Annotated in this window: 21 protein-coding genes and 1 pseudogene; 6 read left to right on the forward strand and 16 right to left on the reverse strand. The window is 55.2% G+C overall.

Features of this window, described 5'->3' with window-relative positions:
• The first annotated feature begins 135 nt into the window (after positions 1–135).
• Positions 136–432 carry an NIPSNAP family protein gene (locus tag AB1644_13185; protein ID MEW6052001.1) on the forward strand — a complete coding sequence of 99 codons (297 nt, stop codon included), beginning with the start codon at positions 136–138 and terminating at the stop codon, positions 430–432.
• A gap of 83 nt (positions 433–515) precedes the next feature.
• Here the strand turns inward: AB1644_13185 and AB1644_13190 are convergent, their stop codons facing one another.
• The 5 genes from AB1644_13190 to AB1644_13210 form a co-directional block, all read right to left on the reverse strand.
• Positions 516–1,115, reverse strand: coding sequence for a hypothetical protein (locus AB1644_13190; GenBank protein ID MEW6052002.1), 600 nt, complete (start codon positions 1,113–1,115; stop codon positions 516–518).
• Between the two features lie 53 nt (positions 1,116–1,168).
• Positions 1,169–1,819, reverse strand: coding sequence for a hypothetical protein (locus AB1644_13195; protein ID MEW6052003.1), 651 nt, complete (start codon positions 1,817–1,819; stop codon positions 1,169–1,171).
• Positions 1,816–2,388: a hypothetical protein gene (locus AB1644_13200; GenBank protein MEW6052004.1), complete on the reverse strand. Its 573-nt coding sequence runs from the start codon at positions 2,386–2,388 to the stop codon at positions 1,816–1,818. The genes AB1644_13195 and AB1644_13200 overlap by 4 nt, the downstream gene beginning before the upstream one ends.
• Positions 2,385–3,014: a sigma-70 family RNA polymerase sigma factor gene (locus tag AB1644_13205; protein ID MEW6052005.1), complete on the reverse strand. Its 630-nt coding sequence runs from the start codon at positions 3,012–3,014 to the stop codon at positions 2,385–2,387. The genes AB1644_13200 and AB1644_13205 overlap by 4 nt, the downstream gene beginning before the upstream one ends.
• 257 nt (positions 3,015–3,271) lie before the next feature.
• Complete coding sequence (locus AB1644_13210; protein MEW6052006.1) at positions 3,272–5,173, reverse strand: DUF4209 domain-containing protein; 1,902 nt, start codon at positions 5,171–5,173, stop codon at positions 3,272–3,274.
• A gap of 555 nt (positions 5,174–5,728) precedes the next feature.
• On the opposite strand from AB1644_13210, the gene AB1644_13215 reads away from it, so the two are divergent.
• Together AB1644_13215 and AB1644_13220 are read left to right on the forward strand one after the other, a co-directional pair.
• The gene (locus AB1644_13215; protein ID MEW6052007.1) at positions 5,729–6,229 is read left to right on the forward strand and encodes a DinB family protein; all 501 of its coding nucleotides are present in this window, start codon (positions 5,729–5,731) and stop codon (positions 6,227–6,229) included.
• 226 nt (positions 6,230–6,455) lie between these two features.
• The gene (locus AB1644_13220; GenBank protein ID MEW6052008.1) at positions 6,456–6,767 is read left to right on the forward strand and encodes a GIY-YIG nuclease family protein; all 312 of its coding nucleotides are present in this window, start codon (positions 6,456–6,458) and stop codon (positions 6,765–6,767) included.
• A 366-nt stretch (positions 6,768–7,133) separates the two neighbouring features.
• On the opposite strand, the gene AB1644_13225 is transcribed toward AB1644_13220, so the two are convergent.
• From AB1644_13225 to pta, 4 genes are all read right to left on the reverse strand, one after another.
• Entirely contained in the window at positions 7,134–8,162 is a 1,029-nt protein-coding gene (locus AB1644_13225; protein MEW6052009.1) for a rod shape-determining protein, read from the reverse strand.
• Between the two features lie 300 nt (positions 8,163–8,462).
• Entirely contained in the window at positions 8,463–8,870 is a 408-nt protein-coding gene (locus AB1644_13230) for a metalloregulator ArsR/SmtB family transcription factor (GenBank protein MEW6052010.1), read from the reverse strand.
• 121 nt (positions 8,871–8,991) lie between these two features.
• On the reverse strand, positions 8,992–9,495 hold the full coding sequence (locus tag AB1644_13235) for a hypothetical protein (protein ID MEW6052011.1): 504 nt from the start codon (positions 9,493–9,495) through the stop codon (positions 8,992–8,994).
• A 112-nt stretch (positions 9,496–9,607) separates the two neighbouring features.
• Positions 9,608–11,851 (reverse strand): phosphate acetyltransferase, encoded by a 2,244-nt coding sequence (gene pta / locus AB1644_13240; GenBank protein ID MEW6052012.1) that lies wholly within the window; start codon positions 11,849–11,851, stop codon positions 9,608–9,610.
• Between the two features lie 350 nt (positions 11,852–12,201).
• Here pta and AB1644_13245 point away from each other — a divergent pair.
• Both AB1644_13245 and AB1644_13250 read left to right on the forward strand, forming a co-directional pair.
• Positions 12,202–12,957 (forward strand): annotated as a pseudogene (locus AB1644_13245) (DUF3800 domain-containing protein).
• Positions 12,958–13,023: 66 nt separating this feature from the next.
• A complete protein-coding gene (locus AB1644_13250) occupies positions 13,024–13,839 on the forward strand; it encodes a sulfite exporter TauE/SafE family protein (protein MEW6052013.1) in 816 nt (271 codons plus the stop codon).
• A gap of 223 nt (positions 13,840–14,062) precedes the next feature.
• Here the strand turns inward: AB1644_13250 and AB1644_13255 are convergent, their stop codons facing one another.
• The 3 genes from AB1644_13255 to AB1644_13265 are packed head-to-tail and all read right to left on the reverse strand — an operon-like array spanning position 14,063 to position 17,585.
• Positions 14,063–14,542: a hypothetical protein gene (locus tag AB1644_13255; GenBank protein MEW6052014.1), complete on the reverse strand. Its 480-nt coding sequence runs from the start codon at positions 14,540–14,542 to the stop codon at positions 14,063–14,065.
• A 58-nt stretch (positions 14,543–14,600) separates the two neighbouring features.
• Positions 14,601–15,311, reverse strand: a complete 711-nt coding sequence (locus AB1644_13260) for a rhomboid family intramembrane serine protease (protein MEW6052015.1) — start codon at positions 15,309–15,311, stop codon at positions 14,601–14,603.
• 12 nt (positions 15,312–15,323) lie between these two features.
• Positions 15,324–17,585, reverse strand: coding sequence for a hypothetical protein (locus AB1644_13265; protein ID MEW6052016.1), 2,262 nt, complete (start codon positions 17,583–17,585; stop codon positions 15,324–15,326).
• A 253-nt stretch (positions 17,586–17,838) separates the two neighbouring features.
• On the opposite strand from AB1644_13265, the gene AB1644_13270 reads away from it, so the two are divergent.
• Positions 17,839–19,686 carry a peptidylprolyl isomerase gene (locus AB1644_13270; GenBank protein MEW6052017.1) on the forward strand — a complete coding sequence of 616 codons (1,848 nt, stop codon included), beginning with the start codon at positions 17,839–17,841 and terminating at the stop codon, positions 19,684–19,686.
• A gap of 40 nt (positions 19,687–19,726) precedes the next feature.
• On the opposite strand, the gene AB1644_13275 is transcribed toward AB1644_13270, so the two are convergent.
• From AB1644_13275 to AB1644_13290, 4 genes are all read right to left on the reverse strand, one after another.
• The gene (locus AB1644_13275; GenBank protein ID MEW6052018.1) at positions 19,727–19,966 is read right to left on the reverse strand and encodes a hypothetical protein; all 240 of its coding nucleotides are present in this window, start codon (positions 19,964–19,966) and stop codon (positions 19,727–19,729) included.
• A gap of 50 nt (positions 19,967–20,016) precedes the next feature.
• Positions 20,017–20,814 (reverse strand): carbon-nitrogen hydrolase family protein, encoded by a 798-nt coding sequence (locus tag AB1644_13280; protein MEW6052019.1) that lies wholly within the window; start codon positions 20,812–20,814, stop codon positions 20,017–20,019.
• 113 nt (positions 20,815–20,927) lie between these two features.
• Positions 20,928–22,604: an electron transfer flavoprotein-ubiquinone oxidoreductase gene (locus AB1644_13285; GenBank protein ID MEW6052020.1), complete on the reverse strand. Its 1,677-nt coding sequence runs from the start codon at positions 22,602–22,604 to the stop codon at positions 20,928–20,930.
• An 80-nt stretch (positions 22,605–22,684) separates the two neighbouring features.
• Positions 22,685–23,119, reverse strand: a complete 435-nt coding sequence (locus AB1644_13290) for an ArsC/Spx/MgsR family protein (protein MEW6052021.1) — start codon at positions 23,117–23,119, stop codon at positions 22,685–22,687.
• Between the last annotated feature and the right edge of the window lie 434 nt (positions 23,120–23,553).

Below are 23,553 nucleotides of genomic sequence, written 5' to 3' on the forward strand. Positions count from 1 at the left end.
CCGGGGATTGCGATGCATTCTCCTCATGCCGCTCCGGCTGGGCGCCACAAATATAGGTTGCATCGGTCCATTTCTCTGCTAAGTTGTTTACAGACCAATTGTCCCAGGTGGTCCGGGCGGAAAGGGGTCAGAGCCATGATTTTGGTATGGGACATTTTTCAACTCAAGTTCGGTAAGGCCAAAGAAGCGGTAACGCTCATGAAACATGCCATGACGACGCTGCAGAAAGCCGGGCATCAACCGATGCGGCTGTTGACGGACCTCACTGGTCCGTACTACACGCTGGTGCTTGAAAGCAGCTTCAAAAGCCTCGCCGAGTTTGAGCAGGGGCATTCATCGACCCGTCAGTCTCCGGAATGGAAGACGCTGTACCAGCAGTTCGTGCTGCTGGTGGAGTCCGGTCGACGGGAGATATTCACCATCGTCGAATGACAATCCCCCCACCGTCGATTAGCGAGAAGGCCCGCCGATGTGCGGGCCTTTCGCAACTGAGAAAATGATAGGGATGAGGAGGTCTAAAGTTCGCTTCGTCCACCGTGCGGGCCGGGAGTCGGGGCATCTTCATCATCATCTTCCATCATCCGCTGCATCATTCTCCCACGACGGTCATTGCGCATATCTTTGAGCATCCCAAGCTGCTTTTCGTTCAATACGCCTTTAGCCTGGCGCAGATGTGCGGCGTGCATCTTGGCCACATCGGCTTTCATCTTCGCAGCCTGATCGATGGCCGCGTTGATTTCCTGTTCGGAAGTCTTGTCGTCCCGCATAAGATCTTTGAGACGAACATTGGCCTTCTGCACAGCGGCCCGAGCGTCAATTGCCTGAAGCTGAAAATCGGTGTGCATCTTTTCGAGTTGCGCTTTCTGCTGATCGGTCAGTTCCAGCTTGTCGGCCATGCCGAGGATCATGCCGATCCCGGCCCCGCCGCCCATTCCCTGCCGCCCCATGTGTCCCATCCGACCCATTCCGCAACCGTTACAATCATGGCGCATCCCCATTCCAGGCCCTTTACCGTCGCACATTGCTCCCATGCCCGCTCCCGGTCCAGGCTGGGCGTACACCAGCATCGCCACGAGTGCGACCGCCGCCGCTGTCATCAACAAGATCCGTTTCATTTGTTCATTGCTCCTTTCATTGTTTCTCTTAACGAATGTTCATCGAATGCATTTCAACTGTCGCTGTTATCTCCGCCCGGATTCCCCATCGGTCCCATCCGCTCGCGGAACTCCCGCACCCGCTCCAGAAGCTCGAGCTCGAACCGCTCCTGAAACAGGATGAACTTGGCCAACTGGTCCGGATCAAGCACCTGCTTCATTTGATTCAGAAACTGCTGTCTGGCCTCCCGGTGTTTCCCCTCGAGGTCCACCAACTTGGCGGTAACGGCATCAATCTTTCGCGCATCAACCGTGTGCGCTTTCACTTCTTGTGATAGCTCCCTCACTGTCTGCGCCCGCTCCCTCTCGATCGCCCGCATATCCCTCCGCAAACCGCGGAACGACTCCACGAACCTGCTCTCCTGATCCTCTCTCAGGTCGAGCAATTCCAATAGCTTGAGCAGTCGAAGCTGCTCCAGGTGTTTCCGCCGCTGCTCGAAATCCCCCCGCATCCGCCGCTTGACCTGCGTCTGCGCACCTTCACCGGGCTCAGGCAAAGGCTCTTCATCGGCGAGTGCCAGCAGCATCGGTATATCGCACATCGACTGATGGTGCGAGGAATTTCCCGAAGGCACACCCATCGGGCACTCATTCTGGCCGATCGCTATCGCCGGCATCACTAGCAGCATCGCTGCCGTCAACAACACAAATATTCTTGTATTCACAACAAGTCCCCTACCTTGAGATTTGCTTCTAAGTATTTCAGTTCATCTTCGCTGAGCCCGTTCAGCAGCGTATCGCTCGCCTGCTGGCCGTTCTGGCTCACCAGGTCGTACATCAAAGCGCCCACCGCGTCATCATCGAGACTTTCGTCCGCGGTTCCCAGATCATAGGCGGCATCGGTGATACTGTAGACCGCGCTGTCACTCGTATCCACCCCTGCCGATGGCACCGTCGGTGCCATGTCGGAATAATTCAGTGCGCTCAGAATCGCAATCAACCCGAGCAAGAGTACGGCCGCTACCGCTGCTGCATACTGAATCCACCGGCGCGGCCGAATATCGGTTATTCGCGTGACGCCAATCCGCTCCTCAATCCGCGCCACCATTTCATCTTGTTCCGATTTGTCGACAGCGAACAGCGAATCGTTTCCAAGATGGCTGGCCGCGAGCAATAATTCTCCCCATGCCTTCCGACATGCCTCACAGCCGTTCAGATGCGCCCGGAACTCTTCCGGCAATTGTTCCTGCCCTACATACAGCGCCATCTCATCACGGAATTGTGTGCAGTTCATGGCCGCCATCCCCGTTTCTCCGCGTACTCGCGAAGTTTCGCAACGGCTTCTCTATAGTTGGTCTTGACTGTACCTAATGCCCGATCTGTAGCATTTGATATCTCTTCAAATGACATCTGGCGATAAAACCGAAGCTCGAACACTGCCCGCTGTTGCGGCGGAAGTTCGTTCATGAACGCCAGCACATCCTGCCGAAGTTCTTCGCGGGCGAGCGCCTTTTCCGGCGAGCCGTAGTCCGGCGCCATGATCTGTTCGTCCTGAATGCTATCGAGTGGAGCCGCTTTGCGTGATTCCAAAAAGTTGAGGCATTTATTAATCGCGATGCGGTACAGCCAGCTTTCGAATTTCGAGTCTCCCCGGAATTTCGCCAGGTTCTCCCAGGCCGACACGAACGATTCCTGCGCCAGATCGTGGGCGGAATCCCGGTTGCCGGTCATTCGATATGTCAGAGCCACTACCGCGTTCATGTTCTTTCTTACCAGGTCCGAAAACGCCTGCCTATCTCCTCGGCGGGCTTTTTCGACCAGTTCGTCTGTCTTTCCATGGTCCACACTTGCCACGTTGCTAATTTCTGAGAGTAAGACAGACCGGGCCAGAAAAAGATTAATGGGGGTTTGGCGCTTCATGTGGGCTCATGATACAAAGGATCGGCCCTCTCGCCGCTCCCCGGAACTGCTTTAACGGTAACGACTTGTAGCTGTCTGCGGGCGACGGACCAACCATAAATGGTGGGTCACCAGCCTATGGCAGTACTGCCACCACACCGAACTCCCCTCACGAGAAAACGCTCTATAACTTGCCGCTTGACCGGCTCAGGGGCCAATCGCCTTGTTAAGCGAATACCTGGCGGATGAGTGCATACGAGAGCACTTGTCCGATCAGGTTACACCTTGATACTCTCGCTTGAGTCCCCATCCTTCAATCGGAAGCGGCTCAACCTCATTATGCCAAGGAAAAGCAAATGCGCCTTTCCCAGGTCGTATGCGCTCCGAGTCATCAAACAATGGGCAATCTTATGACGAAGATTGATCCCTGATTTCTCCACCAGAAGATATTTGAGGAATTCGATTTCAGTCTTTCCCAAGAGCTGTTCAAAGATGGGTTCTCTCAGCAGCCTATTGATGTCCTTTTCGTATGTAACCATCAAGCCGGAGCTCTCTTCTGGCTTGTCGAAAGTTGTTATCACCCCATTCAACTTACAGAGATCCCGGACTATGCCTTCGAATTTAACCGTCAAGGAGTCAATTACAAGCACCAACTCTGACGGCTCCGGCTTTCCTTCAAGGTAGTCTCGAAGAACCGCTTCATATGCTCTTAGGCCCGGTTGGAGCAAATCGATCCATCGGTACTCGATGACTTTCTCTGCCACAATATAGCTGACAGGTTGACAGTACCACGATTTCTGCTCCAATGCATTGAACAGCGACTCGCAATTAAGTTTTCCTGATGAAAAACAAGCACATATCACCTCATGAATCAGATGAAGCTTGTCCCTCCTGATGTAAGAATCGTACAAATTCAAGAACTCCCGTCGCTCTTTTTGTTCGGGCGTTACAATGTGCTGCACGACATGTCCCCGCGAATCCATAACTGTGCTGTTCATCAAGGAAGTCAAAGGATGATTCTTTAGACTCTCCTTCGCCGTCGTTGATACGTCGTCAGGGTCTGGCAATAGCCCCGTGTCTACGACGAGTCTCCCGACGATTTCATCAATTTCCTTCGTGGCCAGTTCACGACCAATTGCCTTACACCATTCCAAGTGCTCAGTCAGGTCTACCTTAGTCTCGACCGTCTGAAGCTGGATTTTCTTGGCGAACTCCTCGCGTTTCTTCTCAAGCTCCTGGACCTTCTCCGACACTTTTGCCTTTCGGTAGTACCGCAACGCCTCCTCGCAGAAGTGTCCCGCCGCCATAGATTCATTTCCCCGTCGTATCATTAACTCCTCGAAGGCTTGCGCAATGAGCAGGTACCAAGCAGAAGTGTCCCGCCGCTCAGCCGTTACCAAGCCCAGCTTCTTATCTGCGGATTCGCCCAGTTCGTACATTGTGATCGCGTTGTGGATATTCGTATTCTTGTAGTGTTCTGCAGTAGCAAGACAGAATGGCGGTATAGACCTTAGTTCCGACTCAGTGAAGTTTCTCTTGCTGTCGAGTATCAGCGCTATAAGATCATGTCGGAGTCTGAACCAAGATGGGCTTTTCGGATCATAGTCCTTAAGCAGCCGGAATAGTTCTGATTTGGGCCGTGCTAAGTCAAATTTGCACTGCACAGCCAAAAGAAAGGATGCCTTCACAACTGCAATCAACTCGTGCCCATTCCCGGTTCGCCCGTGGTCTGTCAGCGCCCGTTCGATGATCGGAATAGCAAGAAGGTAAGCGTCAACTGCATCTTGTGCGTACTGGCTGTTCTTGGTTGGTCCTTGCCATAGCAAGTGGGCATACCTTGCCTTTAAGACTGGGTGCGTAACCGTCAGGAGGCGAGCTCCAAAGTGGTCAAAGGCAGCTGCTTCAAGCTTCTCTAAGTCTGGATATACTACCGTGTCGCCTTTGTCGTTAGTGCCGGAAAACTGCCAGTGGAGAATACCATCTTTGAGGACGGCATCGAATGCGTTCATCTCCCACCAGGCTTCGGATAGCTCGGCTTTCTTATCTGCCGCCTTGAACTGCTCTGCAAGCGGCTTCAACAAGTCTGACCCCTCGGAGATATCTCGCAGGTCTTCGACGTGATCATCAAGCCAGGCATAGAAGTCTGCGAGGCTCACAAATTCTGGTCGGTCTGTCGACATCGATACTTCCATAACGTTTCATCAAATAGCTTGAATACGCATCAGGACTTCAGTAAAGTAGGTTGGGTTTCGAGCGTCAATAGCCAAGTTCTGGACCAACCGCTTAAAGTATTTTGAAAATTCCCTATCGGTCCCGCTTTTGTCGAGCGAGAAACCCGACAGCGGTTGGCCCGTGGTGTCGGGTTTGCCGCCTACGCAGACACAGTATTCGTTGTCAGTCCAATCCGACAATATGCGCCGTATCAACAAGCCATGTAGGTCAAGACCCCATCATGGGTTCGGCCGCGGGTAGGGGTCTTGACACGTGGGGCAACATTCGTCAAAACCCCTCGCCACGGAATAGCATCGTTGGGGTTTTGACCTACAACAACTCAACAGCATCATGGTCGAGGACCAAGGCAAAGCATAGGCATTCTGTGTAGGTCAAGACCCCATCAGTGGTTCAAACGTGGGTAGGGGTCTTGACATCTGCGCCAACGAATCGTCACAACCCCTCGCGAGGGAGTGGCATCGTTGGGGTTTTGACCTACAAATCTTGATTACAAAGGAGGTGCAGTGAACATTCGCGACATTCGTACGCTCTACGACTACAACTATTGGGCGACACGACAGATCCTGGCAGCCGCCGCGCACGTGAGCTCGGAGCAATTTGTAGCCGCAACCGCCCATAGCTTCGGCAGCCTGCGCGGGACACTCGTGCATATCCTGGACTCCGAGTGCGGCTGGCGTATGCTGTGTCAACACCAGACCCTCAAATCCTTCGGGGCGATGGATGAAGGTGATTTCCCAACCCTCGACGTATTGCAGCAGCGATGGAATGAGGAAGAACGCGCCATGCGGGACTACCTCGCCGGCCTCACCGACAACGATCTGACCGGTTACGTGCGATACACGACGGACGAGGGGGACAAGCGGGAACGGCTGCTGTGGCATTGCCTGCTGCATGTCGTCAACCACGGAACACATCACCGGAGCGATGCCGCAGCAATCCTGAGGGAGTACGGTCACCCACCGGAAGGCTTGGATTTCACGGCCTTCTTGAACGAACAGCGCTGAGGGTTATGTCGCAAATCGGTCGCCTGTACACGGTTCGAGCGAAGTCGAGAACCGAACCATGGCTAATCGCGTCTCGTCTGCGCTCGACGCGACGAAAACGACGGGGCTGTACCACCTTCAGTTCGAGCCCTCTTGCGTCGGTTCGAGCGAAGTCGAGAACCGAACCAAGGCTGAACGCGTCTCGTCTGCGCTCGACGCGACGAAAGGAACAATGTGACTTGTAGCGATGAAACGACCTTGTGTATACATTCTGAAGTGCGTTGACGGCCTGTACTATACTGGGTCTACAACCAACCTCGAGCAGCGATTGCGTCAGCATGAAGCCGGCGTCGCTGACTCATTTACAGCTCGGCGCCTACCCGTTGAGCTTGTGTACTGCCTGGAGTTTCAGACAATTCGAGAGGCAGCAGAAGCCGAGAAAAGGATCAAAGACTGGTCACGAGCCAAAAAGGAAGCTCTAATGAGAAATGACACTGACGCCTTGAAGGCCCTTTCTGCTTGTAAGAACGCGTCACACTATCAGCGTTCCAAGAGTTAGAAGGGGTTGGCCAAGGGTTCGCGTCTCGTCTGCGCTCGACGCGACGAGAACAACGCGCCCGCCCCGTCGTCAGTTCGAGCCCTCTTGCGTCGGTCCGAGCCCCCTGCGTCGGTTCGAGCGAAGACGAGAACCGGACCAAGGTTGATCGCGTCTCGACTGCGCTCGACGCGACGAAAGGAACGGGGCAGACCCGCTGTCGGTTCGAGCCCTCTTGCGTCGGTTCGAGCACCCCCGTCGTCGGTTCGAGCGTCACCGTCGGTTCGAGCGAAGTCGAGAACCGAACTTCATACCACGCTTTTTGTCGCAGTACCAAACAAAAAAACAGGCGCCGAGGGCGCCTGCGTTACATTCGATTGATAGTTCTTGTCAGTCCTTGCGGCTCTTCTCGAGTACCTTCGAGTACTTCTCGAAATTCTCGAGCACCTTGCCCGTGCCGCGTACCACGCAGGTCAGCGGGTCCTCGGCGACATTCACCGGGAGGTTCGTCTCCTGCCGGAGTCGCTTATCGAGATTGCGAAGAAGCGCGCCGCCGCCGGTCAGGATAATGCCGCGCTCCAGAATGTCTGAGGCTAGTTCTGGAGGGGTCTGCTCAAGGGTCTGGCGTACTGCCTCGACCACGATATTGATCGTCTCTTCCAGCGCCTCGCGTATCTGCACCGAGGAAATTTTGAGATTCTTGGGGACACCCGCCACCAGATCGCGGCCACGGACTTCCATGGAGAGCTCTTTCTCCATCGGGAATGCCGAGCCGATTTTGATCTTGATATCCTCGGCGGTCAGTTCGCCGATCAGCAGGTTGTAATTCTTCTTGAGATAGTTGATGATGGCATCGTTGAACTCATCACCGGCCACGCGGATAGAGGTATCGTTGACAATCCCGTTAAGCGCAATCACCGCGATCTCCGAGGTACCGCCGCCGATATCGATCACCATTATGCCGGTGGGCTGGTCAACCGGAAGTCCCACACCAATTGCAGCCGCCATCGGCTCGGAGAGCAGATACACCTCGCGGGCGCCGGCATTCTCGGCCGAGTCGCGCACCGCGCGTTTCTCCACCTCGGTTATCCCTGATGGCACCGAGATAACCACGCGGGGTTTCATCAGGTACCGGTGTTTGACCACCCGGCGGAGAAAATCCGCAATCAGTTTTTCGGAGATTTCAAAATCGGCGATCACGCCGTCTTTGAGCGGACGGACGGCTTCGATTCCGCCCGGCGTGCGCCCCATCATTTCCTTGGCTGCCGAGCCGATCGCCAGCACCTTGCCGGAGCTTTTTTCGACCGCGACTACCGATGGTTCATTGAGTACGATCCCCTGGTTGCGCACATACACGAGGGTATTGGCTGTCCCGAGGTCAATCCCGATGTCATTAGACAGAACGTCGAAAAATCCCACGCGCTTTTCCTGTTCAGGTTGTGTCAATACCGCCGGCATACTTCTTTGTTTCGGCGGTTTTAGGGGAGTAGTTTAGGGGGTAATGGGAACAGGGGCAACGAAAAACTGACCGGACCGGCCCCTTTTTGGCAAGCTTCGGCACAAAGTTCATGCGAGGTAACCCACCGGCGAATCGCAAAAAAAACGGGGCCCGCTTTCGGGCCCCAGGTGTTTGAATCTCTCAAGCCTTTTAACGTCCTGCCTGGGACGAACATTGCGAGCCGGAGCAGCAGTGGGCTACCCGGGGAATCTGATACCGGATCATGATTGACCTCCTCTCGTCTTGACAGGTTCAGCTTTGCTTGTCTTATCTGCAGTGCGTCTCGACGCGTTTTGTTTTGTCTTCCTGCCTGATTCCGTCAGGTGGATCGGGACTTTGACACAACAGCAGGGGAAACAGGCCATAAGTTCGACACAGACATCGCTCAGATGTTCGGCGTTCAACTCGTAGCGGACATGCTGCCCCTTGCGGGTTCGTTTCACCAGCCTGGCCGAAAGAAGCCCCTGCAGGTGACGGGTAATGGTGGGCTGGGAAAGGTCGAAGAAGTCGACGATCTCCCCTACTGTCCGGGGTTTCGCCTCCAGCATAAGGAGAATCTTGAGGCGGGTATTGTCGGCCATCGCCTTGAAAGCGGCCGGAAGCCGGGTATTGTCGCAGGTCTTTTTCATACGTTCATAAACATATACGCATATATGTATATATTGGCTTCAGGTTTACGTCAAGTATTTCCGTTAAAAAAACGGCCCGGGCCGCAACGAGGACCAAGCCGTTGTGGGATATGCTGTTGTGTCAGAAACTGGCCAGCCTGATAATCACCGCCGAACCGTGCATCCGAATCGGGTTTTTATCCGGCCGGAAGTCGAGTCTCCCGTGATACTCGCCATTGTAGATGGCCACCGCCCGCTTCATGTGACGGTTAGCAGTAGCTTCGAAAACTATCGAGGCAATGAAAAGCGGAGCACCAACGGCCAACATGGTCTGTTCCGTGCTTTCGAATTTGCCGGCTATTGCGGAACCGGTCGCCCATCCCACAAGAAAACCGCCAGGAATTCCCGTGACCAGCGCCCAGGTTTTCTGGCTCTTGTACGAGCTCATTTCACTGACGGCATCCTGGTTGTCACTCATTTCGTTGCGGAGACCGTTGCCACTGAAACCGACACCTTTGAATTGCAGGCTGTCGGTGGAGTATTTCCACCCTCCGAAAAATGTCTTCTTCAAATAGATGTGCTTGGCATTGATAGTTGACGTCCCCCCAAGAATTGCGATGAAGATCAGAAGCAGAACCCGGTACATAGTTTCCCCTTACTTGTGTTATATCACTCAGTTTTGAGATGTGTGTCAGTTTCGCGGACAGCGGCCTGGGCCGGAGCAATGCCCAAGCCCAAGTCGCTGAGAATTTCCGTCCCTACTTCTGCGCGTCGACCACGGCGAACGCCGCCATGTCGACAATCTCGTTCACTTCAAGCGTGCGATGCAGCACGTGGACCGGCTTGGAAAGGCCCATGAGAATCGGCCCTATCGCGGTCAGTCCACCCACTCGCTGCGAGAGTTTGTACGCGATGTTGGCGGCATCCAGATTCGGGAACACGAACACGTTGGCCGGTTCTTTCAGCCGTGAAAACGGGAAATGCCGTTCCATATATTCCGGCATGACGGCCGTGTCGGCCTGCATTTCACCATCGACAATGAGCTCCGGGGCCCGCTCGTGGATGATCTCAGTTGCCCGCGCCACTTTGGCCGACTCCGGATAGGGCGCCGAACCAAAGTTCGAGAACGACAGCATGGCAATCCGTGGTTCGATATTGAACCGCTTGGCCACTTTGGAGGACAGGATGGCGATCTCGGCGAGGTCCTCGGCAGTGGGATTGATGTTCACAGTCGTATCGGCGAACATGTAGACTCTGTCTTTCTGAATCATGGCGAACAGCCCGGACACCCGCTTCACTCCCTGGGCCAGTTCAACAATCTGCAAAGCGGGCCGAATGGTCGTTGGATATTCGGACGTGACGCCCGAAAGGACAGCATCGCAGTCCCCCATTTCGAGCATCATGATGCCGAAATAGGTGCGGTCTTCCATCATGAATTTCGCCTTGTCGCGCGTGATCCCTTTGCGGCGGCGCTTTTCATAGAATCGTTCGGCATACAAGTCGCGCTTGTCGGAGGTGGCCGGGTTAATCACCTTGATGCCGTTCAACTCGACGTCGCTCTGCATGGCGACCGTTTTGATCTCTTCCGGATCTCCAAGCACGATCGGCATGGCGATCCCTTCGGACTTAATGATATGCGCGGCGCGGAGGATGCGGCGAGAGTTCCCCTCTGGGAACACGATCCGTTTCGGGCTTTTCTTGGCCTTCTCGTGGATCGCACTCATGATGACCCGCCCCTTGCCGATTCGCTGGGACAGTATCTTACGGTACTGCTCAATATCCACCGGCTTCCGTGCCACACCGGTCTTCATGGCCGCTTCGGCCACCGCCGAGGCTTCCCACACCAGGATGCGGCTGTCGAACGGCTTGGGAATAATATACTCGCGACCGAATTTGAAGTGGTCCACGCCATAGGCGCGCGCCACTTCTTCCGGAACATCTTCTTTCGCAAGCCGGGCCAGAGCATGGACAGCTGCAACTTTCATCTCCTCGTTGATGGCCGTGGCGTGCACATCGAGCGCCCCCCGGAAAATAAACGGGAACCCGAGCACGTTGTTCACCTGGTTGGGATAGTCCGAGCGACCGGTCGCCATTATCAGATCCTTGCGGGCATCGCAGGCGTCCGGATAGGTAATCTCCGGATCAGGATTCGCCATGGCGAAAATGATCGGCTCGCGCGCCATCGAGCGGACCATTTCCTTGGTGACGGTGTCCTTGACGGAAACGCCGACAAACACATCGGCTTCTTTCATGGCATCGGCGAGTGAGCGGCGATCCGATTTGCGAACAAACTCCTGCTTGTACTTGTTGAACTGCTCGCGTCCTTCGTACATGACGCCTTTCGAATCCACCATGAGCAGATTCTCGTGACGCACGCCGAGGCGGCAGTACAATTTCGCGCAGGCGATTCCGGCTGCGCCGGCACCGGAAAACACCACCCGGACCTGGGAGATGTCCTTATTGACCAGTTCCAGTGCGTTCAGTAGAGCTGCCGCCGAAATAATCGCCGTTCCATGCTGGTCATCGTGGAACACCGGGATTTTCATCGTGGCTTTGAGTGTCTCTTCGATATAGAAGCACTCCGGCCCCTTGATATCTTCGAGGTTGATGCCGCCGAAGGTCGGCTCCAGAAGCTGGCAGGCGCGAATGATTTCGTCGGCGTCGTGCGTGTCCAGTTCGATATCGAACACATCGATATCCGCAAACCGTTTGAACAGAACTCCCTTGCCTTCCATAACCGGCTTGCCGGCGGCGGCACCGATATCCCCCAAACCGAGCACGGCAGTGCCGTTGGAGACTACCGCCACCAGATTCCCTTTGGCGGTGTATTTGTAGACGTCATCCGGATTGTTGTGAATCTCCAGACATGGCTGGGCCACGCCCGGAGTATAAGCGAGCGAGAGGTCAAGCTGGGTAGTGCATGGTTTGGTCGGGTTGACCTCGACCTTCCCCGGTTTACCGAGACTATGGTAATCCAACGCCTGTTGTTTTGTGATTAGCATGGAAAACTCCTATGATCCATCGGACCAGCGCCAGAACTCCGGTGAGTAGTCTTAGCGAATCTGGCTGAACCGATGGCGTCGCGTGTTACATTTTTCACAAGCGCAATATAGGTACGTTGCACGAAAGCCGTCAAGGTCTTTGACGGCTCGCTTGAAGCCCTGTGGCATATCAGGATAGTGTATGTTTCCGTTGAACTTACAGAAAAATGTACCTTTGACTTGACAGAATTGTGGAACTTTTGTTAATTGAAACCGATAATAATATTTAGAACTTGGAGGGCTGCGTTCGCGCGGTTCGTTGGGCTTACGCCCACCAGGTTCTCTTTCTTTTTCACTTGAGCGGGGACAGTTTGTATCTCCTGTACGTAGACGAATCCGGCGAGCCAACTAATCAAAACGAGCAATATTTCGTCTTGGGGGCTGTAGCTGTCTACGAGAACAATGCCTACTTCCTGAGTCAAGCCGTCGATAAGATACAAGAAAAGTGGTTTCCTGCAGCAACCGAGTCAATAGAGTTCCACGCAGCGAAAATTCACAATCATAGTGATGAACCTTGGAGATCCCTTTCGTTTGAAGCCCGCAAGGAAATTCTGTTAGATTTGTGTTCTGCATTGAACTCAGTAGGCCCCAGAGGGCTGAGTTTGTTTGGAGTGGCAGTGCACAAACAGTCGTTTCAGGCTGAAAACCCTGTCGAGAAAGCCTTTCACGAAATCTGTGGGCATTTTGACGAATTTATTGATCAGTCAAATCTTAATTCGGAGAGAGACCATAAGAATCGAGGTCTAATGATCTTGGATTCAGCAAAGTATTAAGGCCACTTAGATACGCTTTTGCTTGAATATAGACAGGCCGGCAAAACCAAGTTCGGAAGGGTTAAGAACTTCGCTGATGCCCCGACTTTCGCGAACTCCAAGACAACGAGGTTGATACAAGTGGCTGACTTGGTATCCTACGCGATCTTCAGACGTTACGAGCGCGCGGACGCTGCCTTGCTTGATCAGTTAATCCCTCGCTTTCAACGAAAGGGTAAAGTCATTCACGGACTGATGCATCATGTTGCACGGTACAAAACATGTACTTGCCCAGCATGTCTGTCCAGGCAGTAGACCAGTGCGAGCATCTTGAACTGAATCGCATTTCAGTTGCTCTCCCAGTGCGATCCTGCAATTGACATGCAGATTCTCTGGCTGATTCCTCTAGGATTCGTGGTGGGCGCTTATGGCACGCTGATCGGCGCCGGCGGCGGGTTTGTGCTGGTGCCGTTGCTTCTCCTGCTATATCCACACCAGAGTCCGGAGACCATAACCGCGATTTCTTTGGCTGTCGTCTTCTTCAACGCCTTCTCCGGCAGTGCGGCCTATGCTCGGATGAAGAGGATCGATTATCGCTCCGGTCTGCTTTTCGCCGCCGCCACTATTCCCGGCGCCGTGCTGGGAGCATTCTCAACGGAGTTGTTTCCTCGGCGTCTCTTCGATGGTGTCCTGGGAGTTGTTCTGGTGGTCATTGCGTTCTACTTATATGTCCGCCCCTTTGGCAACGGCGGCAAGCATCGCGAACACAAACCCGGTAGGACGATAGGGAATCTGGTCGAGGCCGATGGCACGACTCACGCATACAGTTTCAATCCAATCACTGGTGTTGTGCTGAGTCTGTTCGTGGGATTTCTTTCCAGCCTGCTTGGGATCGGCGGGGGGATCATCCACGTACCGGCCCTTGTGCAACTGCTGGATTTTCCGGTGCATATCGCCACTGCGACTTCGCATTTCATCCTGGCAATCATGGCGTTGGCCGGCTCGGCGGTCCATCTGGCGAACGGGGATCTGCTTTCGGTCATCAAGCCGACGGCAGCGTTGGCGGTAGGCGTAGTTATTGGCGCGCAGCTTGGCGCGCGACTGTCGAACAGGGTACGGGGGGTCTGGATACTTCGGGGTCTGGCGATTGCGCTGGGGCTGGTGGGGATCCGCGTGCTGATTCTTGCCTTCTCATGACCGGCGCACTCAAGCGCCATGTAATCGCTGCGAAATAAGAATCGGTTCGAGCGAAGACGAGAACCGGACCACGGCGCGTCTCGTCTGCGCTCGACGCGACGAAAACAATGGAGCTATACCACCGTCGGTTCGAGCAAAGACGAGAACCGGCTGACCCGGTGTACTCGTCTCGTCTGCGCTCGACCCGCCGAATACGGGGGGACCGTCCTCCCACCCGCGGCGGTCAATCGAACTCGTATTTCGGATTCGCCGGAGTCTGGTCGGATCCGACGCGGCCTATCACGATGTCTGCGCGGGAGTAGCTCTCCCCTTTCATGGGGGAACCGTGGAGTCGACGAAGCATGGCAAGCTGCCCAGTGTGGGTGAGAGCATCGGCAATAGGCCCCTGAAAAACCTTCGTCAATTCTCCCCGAATCGGTTTTCCCGACGCTAGAGCATCATCGAATCGTTTCAGCGCCGCAAAGAACCGTTCGCATTCGGATTGCCAGTTCTGAGGCGCGGCGGTATTCCATTTCGACTCCCCTTCAAGCAGTGTGAGCGCCCAATCGAACAGGTCTCCCAAATGCGCCACGATCTGGAGAGGTGTATTGGATGTCAGCCCGGGTTTGAACGAAGCAAATGAATCCGACGCGCCACGCATTGTCTTGGCGGCCCGGTAGGCCAGCGTGGCTACCGTGTGTCTGAGCAGTTGCAGATCAGTCATGGGACAAAGGTCAGGGTAAGTATGGCAAGATGTCAATCACATTTGACATTCGTAATTGTCACCACTGCATCCTGTAAATCCGCTGGCGGCCGCCGATATTGCCGCCGCCGCGAATCTTGACAAACGCTTTCAGCACAAGCCAACCGAATATGAACCCTCCCACATGAGCCAGCCAGGCTACGCCGCCTCCGGAAGAACTACCGATCATGGCCATCACCACCTGGATCGCAAACCAGATTCCCAGCACCACTTTGGCGGGCAGCGTCACGAATTGGATGAAGAAAAAGACAATCAGGCAGGTTATCTCCGCTCGCGGGTGAAGTACGATGTACGCCCCCATCACCCCGGCTATCGCCCCTGACGCCCCCACCAGCGGCACCTGCGAAGTTGGATCAAAAGCGCTATAGAGAGCGATGGCCGCGAGTCCGGACAGAATATAGAAAAACAGGAATTTGATCGGGCCGAAGTAATCCTCGATGTTGTTGCCGAATATCCACAGAAACAACATGTTGCCGATCAGATGCATCCAGCCACCATGCATGAACATCGATGTCAGCGGCGTGAGATACACCGAGGTCGGCACGATATACTCGCCCTGAAGATTCAGAAAGTAATCCGGTGTGTAGCCGTAAGCGAGCGTGAGCTGCTGAAAACCACGCGCGCCCAGTGATATGGAATACAGAAACACCGCAACGTTTGCAGCCATGATGGCCACGGTCAGAATCGGTTTGCGGACCGTGGGGTTGTCGTCGCGAATGGGGAAAAACATTGTCCCTGCCCCTCACTTTTTCCCTTGGGCTGACGGCGCCGGCGCGGCAACCCGGAATTTGAGATACCGGTGCGCTTCGTTGCCGACCCGGTCTTTCACTTCGATGCTCAGATGATGTTCGCCATCGGCGAGCGGTTCCACAGGTTGGGTCTGGCAGATCTCGGCCTCGGGATCATATTCCGGGATGACCCACTTGCCGTCGATCTTGAGCACGATGCTGCGGTCATCCTCGATACCGGACAGGCTGTCCCACAGGGTGAAACGGACCAACGGCATGCGGTCCCGAAGCAATTGGCCGTCGGTGACATTCAGATTCTTCATCGTGGGCGCATCAAAGTCGAACACCGCAGCGTAGGTGCCGCAGCGATCCGCTGAGGCGTGCAAGAGCGAGTCTTTTTCCATGCCCCCTTGCCAGAGCCAGGTGTTGCCGGAATCATCGAGTCGACACAACCCCGATTTCGAGTTGGACTCGTTGGGGATCAGCATGCGGTAACTCAACGAGAGGTTTTGCCTGAGCGGGAAATCGGGCGGTGAAATAATATAGGCATCGGAGTTCAGGTTCATGGTGCCTTTGGTGACAATCGGGCTTTTCTTGAGTTCGATGAACTGCGGTTCATAGAATGCGTCCCGGCCACAATGCAAAACAAACAGGCTGTCAACGGTGATCTCCTGCCGGTCATCCAGACCGACAAGTCGGACATCTACTCTCTGCGCCATCCCGTAACTCTGCATGGTGTCTTGTCCCATCCGTACGACCAGGCTGTCGATCCGTCGGTATTCCGGTTTTGGCGCGACAAAAAACAGGTGTCGCATCTGGTTCGTGAATCGCTTCGCCCGCTGAATCCCGAGCAGCTTCCCCTGGTAATATAACTCAACCTGAGAAGGTCCCGGGTTGGGGCGAAGATGTTCCGTCCAGACAAGCAGGCCGTCATCGAGCACCTGGTGATGAACGCTGTACTTGGTCACCCCGGTCTCACGCAAACCGCAAAAGACAATATCGCCAAAATGCCCGCCGAGGCGCGGATACAGCTCAAGCCGGAGGACTACGCGATCGATGTAACGGCCGTTGACCACGACTTTCAAACGGTCGCCTTCAGAACGGTGTACCCAGGCGGTTGGCGGACGACCCCACCTGCCCTGCTTGCCGACAAACACGACCACTGAATCGAACTGTAGCGGGGTCGGATCGACGGCCGGTGACAGAAAGAAATGCATGGTGGTATCGTTGATGACGACACTGGAGTCAGTCCGATACACAAAATCGGGGGGACCCCAGAGGAATTCAAAGCGGACTTCGGTGCTGTTGTCGGAAACATCGGTCCCGACAATGCGCACCTGGTGTTTTCCGACAGTCGCGTGACCATCCCGTCCAAAAATACCCTTCGTGACCGAATCAGCAGTCACGCCTTTGAAGGAATCACCGGCCCGCCAGAAGAGACTTCGTACGCGCGGTTCTCCATCGACCGCCGACACATAGTCGTAGACAAAGTCAGCCGCCTTGCCGTCGGAAAAATCCAGCGTGTCCAGCACAACCTCGTAGTACTTGGCGCCATCGACATACAGCGCCAGGCGATAGATCGCCTGTTTCAAGCCGTCACGTCGCATCAGGTCGAATCCATCGATAAGAATCCCAAATGGTGCGTTGAGAAGGAGCGGCGTCTTGAGGACATAGGTATTTGACTTGGAGGGGACTAGGTCGAGGAACACACGCCGGCTGCCGTCGTCGAACAACGAGCGGTCATCCATTAGTTGTACCCCCACCCGGCTGAAGACCGGCCTCACTTTGTCCTTGAGCTCGAACCCATGTGTAAGCGGGTTGACCGGGACGTTACCGCCCGAACGTTTTTCGAAATGCAGGTGTGGTGCACCGGCGCCTGTCTGGCCTGAATAGGCCAGCAGTTCTCCGGCCTTAACCCGGACGGAATCAGCCGGGAGATTCCAATCGACGTAGTAGCGTCGCTGCGCCAGTTGCATGGCTTTGACGCGGGAGTCGAGGAGATCGACGAACCGTGACAGGTGGCCAAAGACATAGAGGGAGCCATCGTCCCCCTGGAGGTACAGCCCCTTGCCGTAGCCGGTATAGGACATTTTTATGCGCAGGATCCACCCGCTTACCGGCGCGAATACCGGTTTCCCCGAGACACCCCCGGTTCGGAGGTCGAGTCCGGCATGAAAGCGGCTCCGCCGGAAATCTCCGAAGCCGGAAGAGAGATCGATCTGTCCTTTCAGGGGCCAGCGCGGTGGCACAGCATAACTGATTGCCGAAGATAGCATTAGGAGTACTAAGCAGCGGTTGATAACGGTCGATAATTGGTTCATGGTTGTTCGTCGTTGCAGGTCCATCGGTAGTTGTACCGAAAGTACTGTCAGGCGAAGCGAAAAGACAGCATTTTTTCGAAGTCGACGACTGGCAGGGCCTTGCGGAAGCCGGTGACTTGGTTATATTTAGCGGCTTGGCGACCCGACTGGCCGCTGTGGGTACAATGCAGCAGTGAAAGAGTATTCGTGCAGATAGGAGTCCCGCCGCATGTTTGAAACCTTACGCAAGATGATCTTCCCGATCATCATTATTGTCCTGGTGTTTTTCGTGGCCATGATCATCCTCCAATGGGGTCTCGAATTTACCGGACGACAGCAGTTTGCCGTCAAGAACATCGCCGGCACGATAAACGGCGAAGAGATTCTGCTGGAGACGTACAATCGTGTCTACAACAATCTGGTACAGCAGGAGACGCAGCGTTCGGGCGGCGAGGTCACGGATTCGCGTCTGCGCGAACTTGAGCAGTCCGCGTGGCAGCAGTTGGTTTACGATCGCCTGCTCGCTCAGGAAGCGGCGAAGTACAACATCGTGGTGACCGACCAGGAACTGTATTCGTTCCTACGCATGTCTCCCCCTCAATATCTGCAGTCCATGCCGGCGTTTCAGACCAACGGCCAGTTTGACTACCAAAAGTACGTGAACGCCATGGCAGACCCGCAGGCCTCTTCGTTCTGGTCGCAGATCGAGCCGATGGTGCATGCGGACATGCAGAAGATGAAGATGCAGGAGATGGTCATTCAGGCGGTGGAGGTCAGCGAGGATGAACTGAAGGATGCATACGTGGCCGCGAACGAGAAGATCAAGGTCGGCTACATCAACGTGCCGTACAATCGGTTCACGACTGCCAGTCACAACGCGAGCGAAGACGAACTGAAAGCGTTTTACGATGCGCACAAGGATCAGTACAAGCTTGACGACCGGGCCGTGGTGTCCTTCGCGCTGGTGGAGAAACAGCCCAGTGCCGCCGACTCAGCCGAGGCCTACAACACAATCAAGGCGCTTTACGATTCGGCAGCGGCCGGTGCCGATTTCGCCGAGCTGGCCCGTACCTACTCGCAGGATGGTTCAGCGGCAGCAGGTGGGGACCTTGGTTCGTTTGCGCCAGGGCAAATGATCCCCGAGTTCGATCGCGTCGTGTTCACTATGAAAGACGGAGACCTGTCGCAGCCGTTCCGTACGCAGTTCGGCTGGCATATTGTCAAGCATCATGGTTACACGGAAGAAGAAGAGACACCGCCCGGCAAGGCCAAGCCGGAGAAAGTCAGAAAAGCGAAAGCATCGCACATACTTATCAAGATCGAGGTCTCACAGGGGACGCTTGATGCGGCATACCAGAAGATGCAGGCGATTGTGACCGCAACCAAAGAGATAGGCTTCGACAAGGCAGTCGAGCAGGAAGGGTTGAAGGTCAAGAAAACGGTGCCGTTCCCGAAGGGTGGCTCCATACCAGACCTGGGCTTTGATCAACCGGCGAGTGATTTCGTCTTTTCGCACGAGCCAAAGACCGTTTCCGAAGTGATGGAAAACAATTCGTCGGTATTCGTGCTCCAGGTGGATGAGCGCCTTCCGGCCGGACCGGCGACCTACGACGAAGTCAAGAGCCGCATCAAACTGGATGCGTTCCGCCAATGGGTCGCCACACAGTGTCTCGACACGCTGAAAGTTATATACGCCGGGTTGCGCGGCGGTACTCCCTGGGGGACTGTCGCGAAGGTGCATGGGGCGGAATATGTCGAATCCGATTGGATCACGCGGGCCAGTTATGTAGGAGAGGTCGGTCGCGATGCCACGGCGATTGGCTCTGCGTTCGCGCTGCAAACAGCTGGACAGATGTCCGAGCCGATCGGTTACGACAACGGTGCTGTCGTATTCAAACTTCTCGAACGGCAAACGGCCGACTTGAACAAGTTTGCAGAGAAACGGGATTCCGTACTCTCCGCCGTCAAGATGAGCAAACAGCAGACCATGTATAATTCGTGGTTCGAAGGACTGATGAAGAGCTCCAAGATCGACAACAATCTGGAGAGACTGCGACGCAGCGGCGAGCCGATGTAATCACCGCCGGGGAAAAACTTGGCTTTCGGGGCTTCCGCGCTCAGCGGGAGCCCTTTTTGATTACCCCACCGAGGCGCACAATGGCCGCCGCGGCCCACACGCTTTCAAGAACCACGAACGGCCAACTGCCGCTCGCCGCCGCGTACCAGGCGGCTGCAGCCGCACCGCAGGCGTTCATCATCAGGTAACGCGGATCGGACTCGGACAGCTTGCGTATCAAGTTCAGCACGAAAGCCAGAAGCAGCAGGAACACGCCAAGCGAGCCCAGAACTGTCATCATACGGCGTTGCCCTTCACACTATTTGTCTCCATGGCACAGGTTCGTCCAAGCTATGCATCCGTGGACCCGGTTTGGGCCGTTTCAGTCTGTTCGACACGCCGGTACTTCCGGCGAAACTCGCGAAGCTCGGCGATATCCAGCGTAAGAGTCAACATGCGGCGCGAACCTTCATCGCCGAAATCTACCCGCGACAGGATTCCCCACGGCGCTGCTACCAGCGAGCGTCCTTGTAACAGATGACCAAAAATGGTTCCGACTGCGCAACTTTTGATAATATACGCTCCCGCCTGCTCTGCCCCGGATACGAAATAGAGCTGATCGCGGTGCTTCTTTTGCGACAGGGAGTCATCGGGCCGGAATGGCGAAGTGGTCGGCACCATCACAAGGTCTGCACTGAGCGCCCGTAATTCACTCCACACCTGCGGATGAAACACGTCACCGCAGATTAGCATTGCGATGTTGATGCCATCGATATTAAGGACCAGATTCTCTGTGCCAGATTGAATCCCTTTCGCCTGTTCCCCCGGCACCGGAAAGCGCTTTCGATACTTGCCGAGAATCGTGCCCCGGTCGATCACATAGCCGGTGTTGTAGAGGCAGTCCCCCTCGGCCTCGACGATTGTGCCGCCAACGAGACACGCGGTAAGTTCGTCGGACAAGCGGCAAAGATAGTCGCGGTATTCCGAGGCATGCAACGCCGCTCGATGAAAGTCCTCGACCGTCTCATCGATAAGCCAGTATTCCGGCAGGCAGACAAAATCCGGGCGCTGCTTGAAGATGTGCATTTTTTCTTCAAGAGTCAGACGTCGACCCATGCGGGCCTGCACCGCCACGATTTTCGTCAGCATGAATCAACTCTCCTCGTACCTATCAAGTACGTTTCACCACTCGAAAGGTTCGCAAGAAGCGAGGTGAGATTCTGTTGCGAATGGATTACGATACCGGCTGAGCGGGGCGCGGATCAGAGATTCGCGTAGTTCGGCCCCTCGCCCCCCTGAGGCGTTACCCAGCGGATCACTTGGTACGGGTCGGCAATGTCACAGGTCTTGCAGTGCACGCAGTTCGACGGCGTCAGCTGCAGCTTCTTCCTCCCGGGTCGCGTCGGGTCATCTTCCATATTGTACACGCTGGCCGGACAAAAATGCTGACACGGGTTGCCGTATTCTTCTGTGCAACGATTGTTGCATATGTCGTAGTCGGCAATCACCAGATGCGACGGTTGATGTTCTTCGTGCATCGTGCCCGATTTGTACACATCGGTGACCTTGTCGAAAGTCAGACTGCCGTCGAACTTGACACTCTCTTTCACCGGCTCGCGTCCGAATCGCTTTCGGTAGTCTGTCGTTTTCAACATGTAGGTATGGTCGCGATCATGTTTTCGATGATCGAACAGCCCGCGCCCTCCGGTGACAATCTGCATGGCTCCGTGGAACATCCCGCCAATAAGCCCGCCGGAAAATCCGGCGTGGAAATTACGGGTCCCCCACAATTCGGACCTAGCCCAACTTTGCCCGAACCGATCAGCGTATCCTTTAAGCACGGTGGCCGAGAAATCCTGTGCCTTGACCGCATCTAAGAGTGTCTCCGCAGCCATGATGCCGGACTTGATCGCCAGGTGCACCCCTTTCAATCGGGCGGGATTGAGAAAGCCGGCCGAGTCACCGCACAGGAGCAGACCATCGTGATACAGTTTCGGCATCGAATAGTAACCGGCATCGGGGATCGTCTTGGCTCCGTAGTGCAACATCGTGCCGCCGTCGAGGATTCTCCGTAACAGCTTGTGCGTTTTGTAACGCTGAAATTTCATGTGAGGGTCGTTGGTAGGATCGGGGGAGTTCAAACCGACGCAATATCCCACTGATACCAGCGTGTCAGTCATACCGTACACCCAGCCGCCGCCGTATTCATGCGATGGCTGTGGCCAACCCATGGTGTGGATCACAGTCCCTGTCTTTATTCGCCCGGACGGCACTTCCCAGATTTCTTTGACACCGGTGAGGTACGACTGGGGCTCACGGTCTTTCAGAAGTTCCGGAACCTTTTCGAACGCGTGCCGGGTGAGTGAGCCATGGACCCCTTCGCACAACACCGTCACCTTGGCTTTGATGATCGAACCCGGCTCGAAATTCGATTTCGGCGTACCGTCTTTGTCCAGTCCCATATCGACGGTTTGCACGCCCGCCACACGACCATCCTCGACCAGCAGATCGTATCCGGCCATGCCGGTGTAGATGTCGACGCCAACCGACTCGACCTGTTTGGCCAGCCAGCCGGTGAATTTGTTGAGCGAGATAATGTAATTGCCGTGATTCGACAGCGACGGAGGTGTAAACGGGAACTTGAGCGCTCCTGATTCCGAGAGATAGTACAGGGAATCGGCTGTCACCGCTGCTTCCAGCGGCGCCCCTTGTGCGGCAAAGTCCGGAATCAGTTCGGCAATACCGCGCGGGTCCAGCACGGCGCCGGACAGGGCATGAGCGCCAACATAGGAGCCCTTCTCCATAAACAGGATTTCCGGTTTGGGAGTCTCCGGATGTGCGGCGAGCAATTGTCCCAGCTTATATGCAACGGCGAGACCGGCCGGACCGGCGCCGACTATGAGTATATCGGTTTCGAGAACATCGCGTTGTATATCCATGGTGCACCGCGCCAATGCGTCGAACGCCCGGAATATACTTGTGAGGGAAGTGAAAGCAAAGAACTAAAGCTACTGCGCCGCTACTTGGTCCCGGAGGAAATGGCCTCCGGACGAATTCCACCGTTCTCTTTTTCATCATCCGGCGGCTTGCCGTTGAGCGGCAACTGCAGCATCTCGCAGATCTTCCGGCGGTCGCAGCCAACCGTCAGAAGGCGGTTGGTACGGATGATTGGCCGGCGTATGAGCGTGTGATCTTTCGCCATCAGCGCGATAATCTCATCGCGGCCGACATTGTTTTCACCAAGGTTGTGTTTCTGATAGCTCTTGGAAAGAGGATTCAAAAAGTGTTCTACGTGGATATAGCCGATCATCCTGTTCAACTCGTCCTCCGTCAGGGGCTTCTTCTCCAGATCGCGGATATCCAACAACACTCCCATATCCAAAAGAAACTTTCGAATGTCGGCGCACTGGGTATCTTCGCCGTAGCTCATAAATGTCGCCCGCTTGGGAGCCATATATCCTCCAGAAACCGATGAGCACGCTCATCAACGCTGCGGTCGATTACCGCAACAATTACTCGTTCGTGGGTGAAACTGTGATTGTTCCCGCTACAGGATCACCATCTGATAGACTCCGAACCTCCGCTGGTCGCGACTGGAACAGCCTGAGATTCTGAGCCGCTATTAAAATGCTTCACCCATCCACTTGTCAATAAAAATTTCGTGTCGTGTCGCCTTTTTCGTCAGGATTCCTGTCCAGACAGCCGGCTCAGCATCCGCAACATCTATGTTTTTGTCGCTGTTACTCGGGGGCGACACGCCCCATTACAGTTATCGGAAAGACCCAAAAACGACTTAACGGCGCTCCAACCATTTATAACGGCGAACCCGGCTTCGGGTTCCCTTCATTTGCCGCGATGGGTCCCGGAAGGCAAGTCGAACCAGCTGCA

The sequence above is a fragment of the Candidatus Zixiibacteriota bacterium genome, from assembly GCA_040753875.1.
In the GTDB taxonomy this organism is placed as follows: Bacteria; Zixibacteria; MSB-5A5; order GN15; family FEB-12; genus DATKJY01.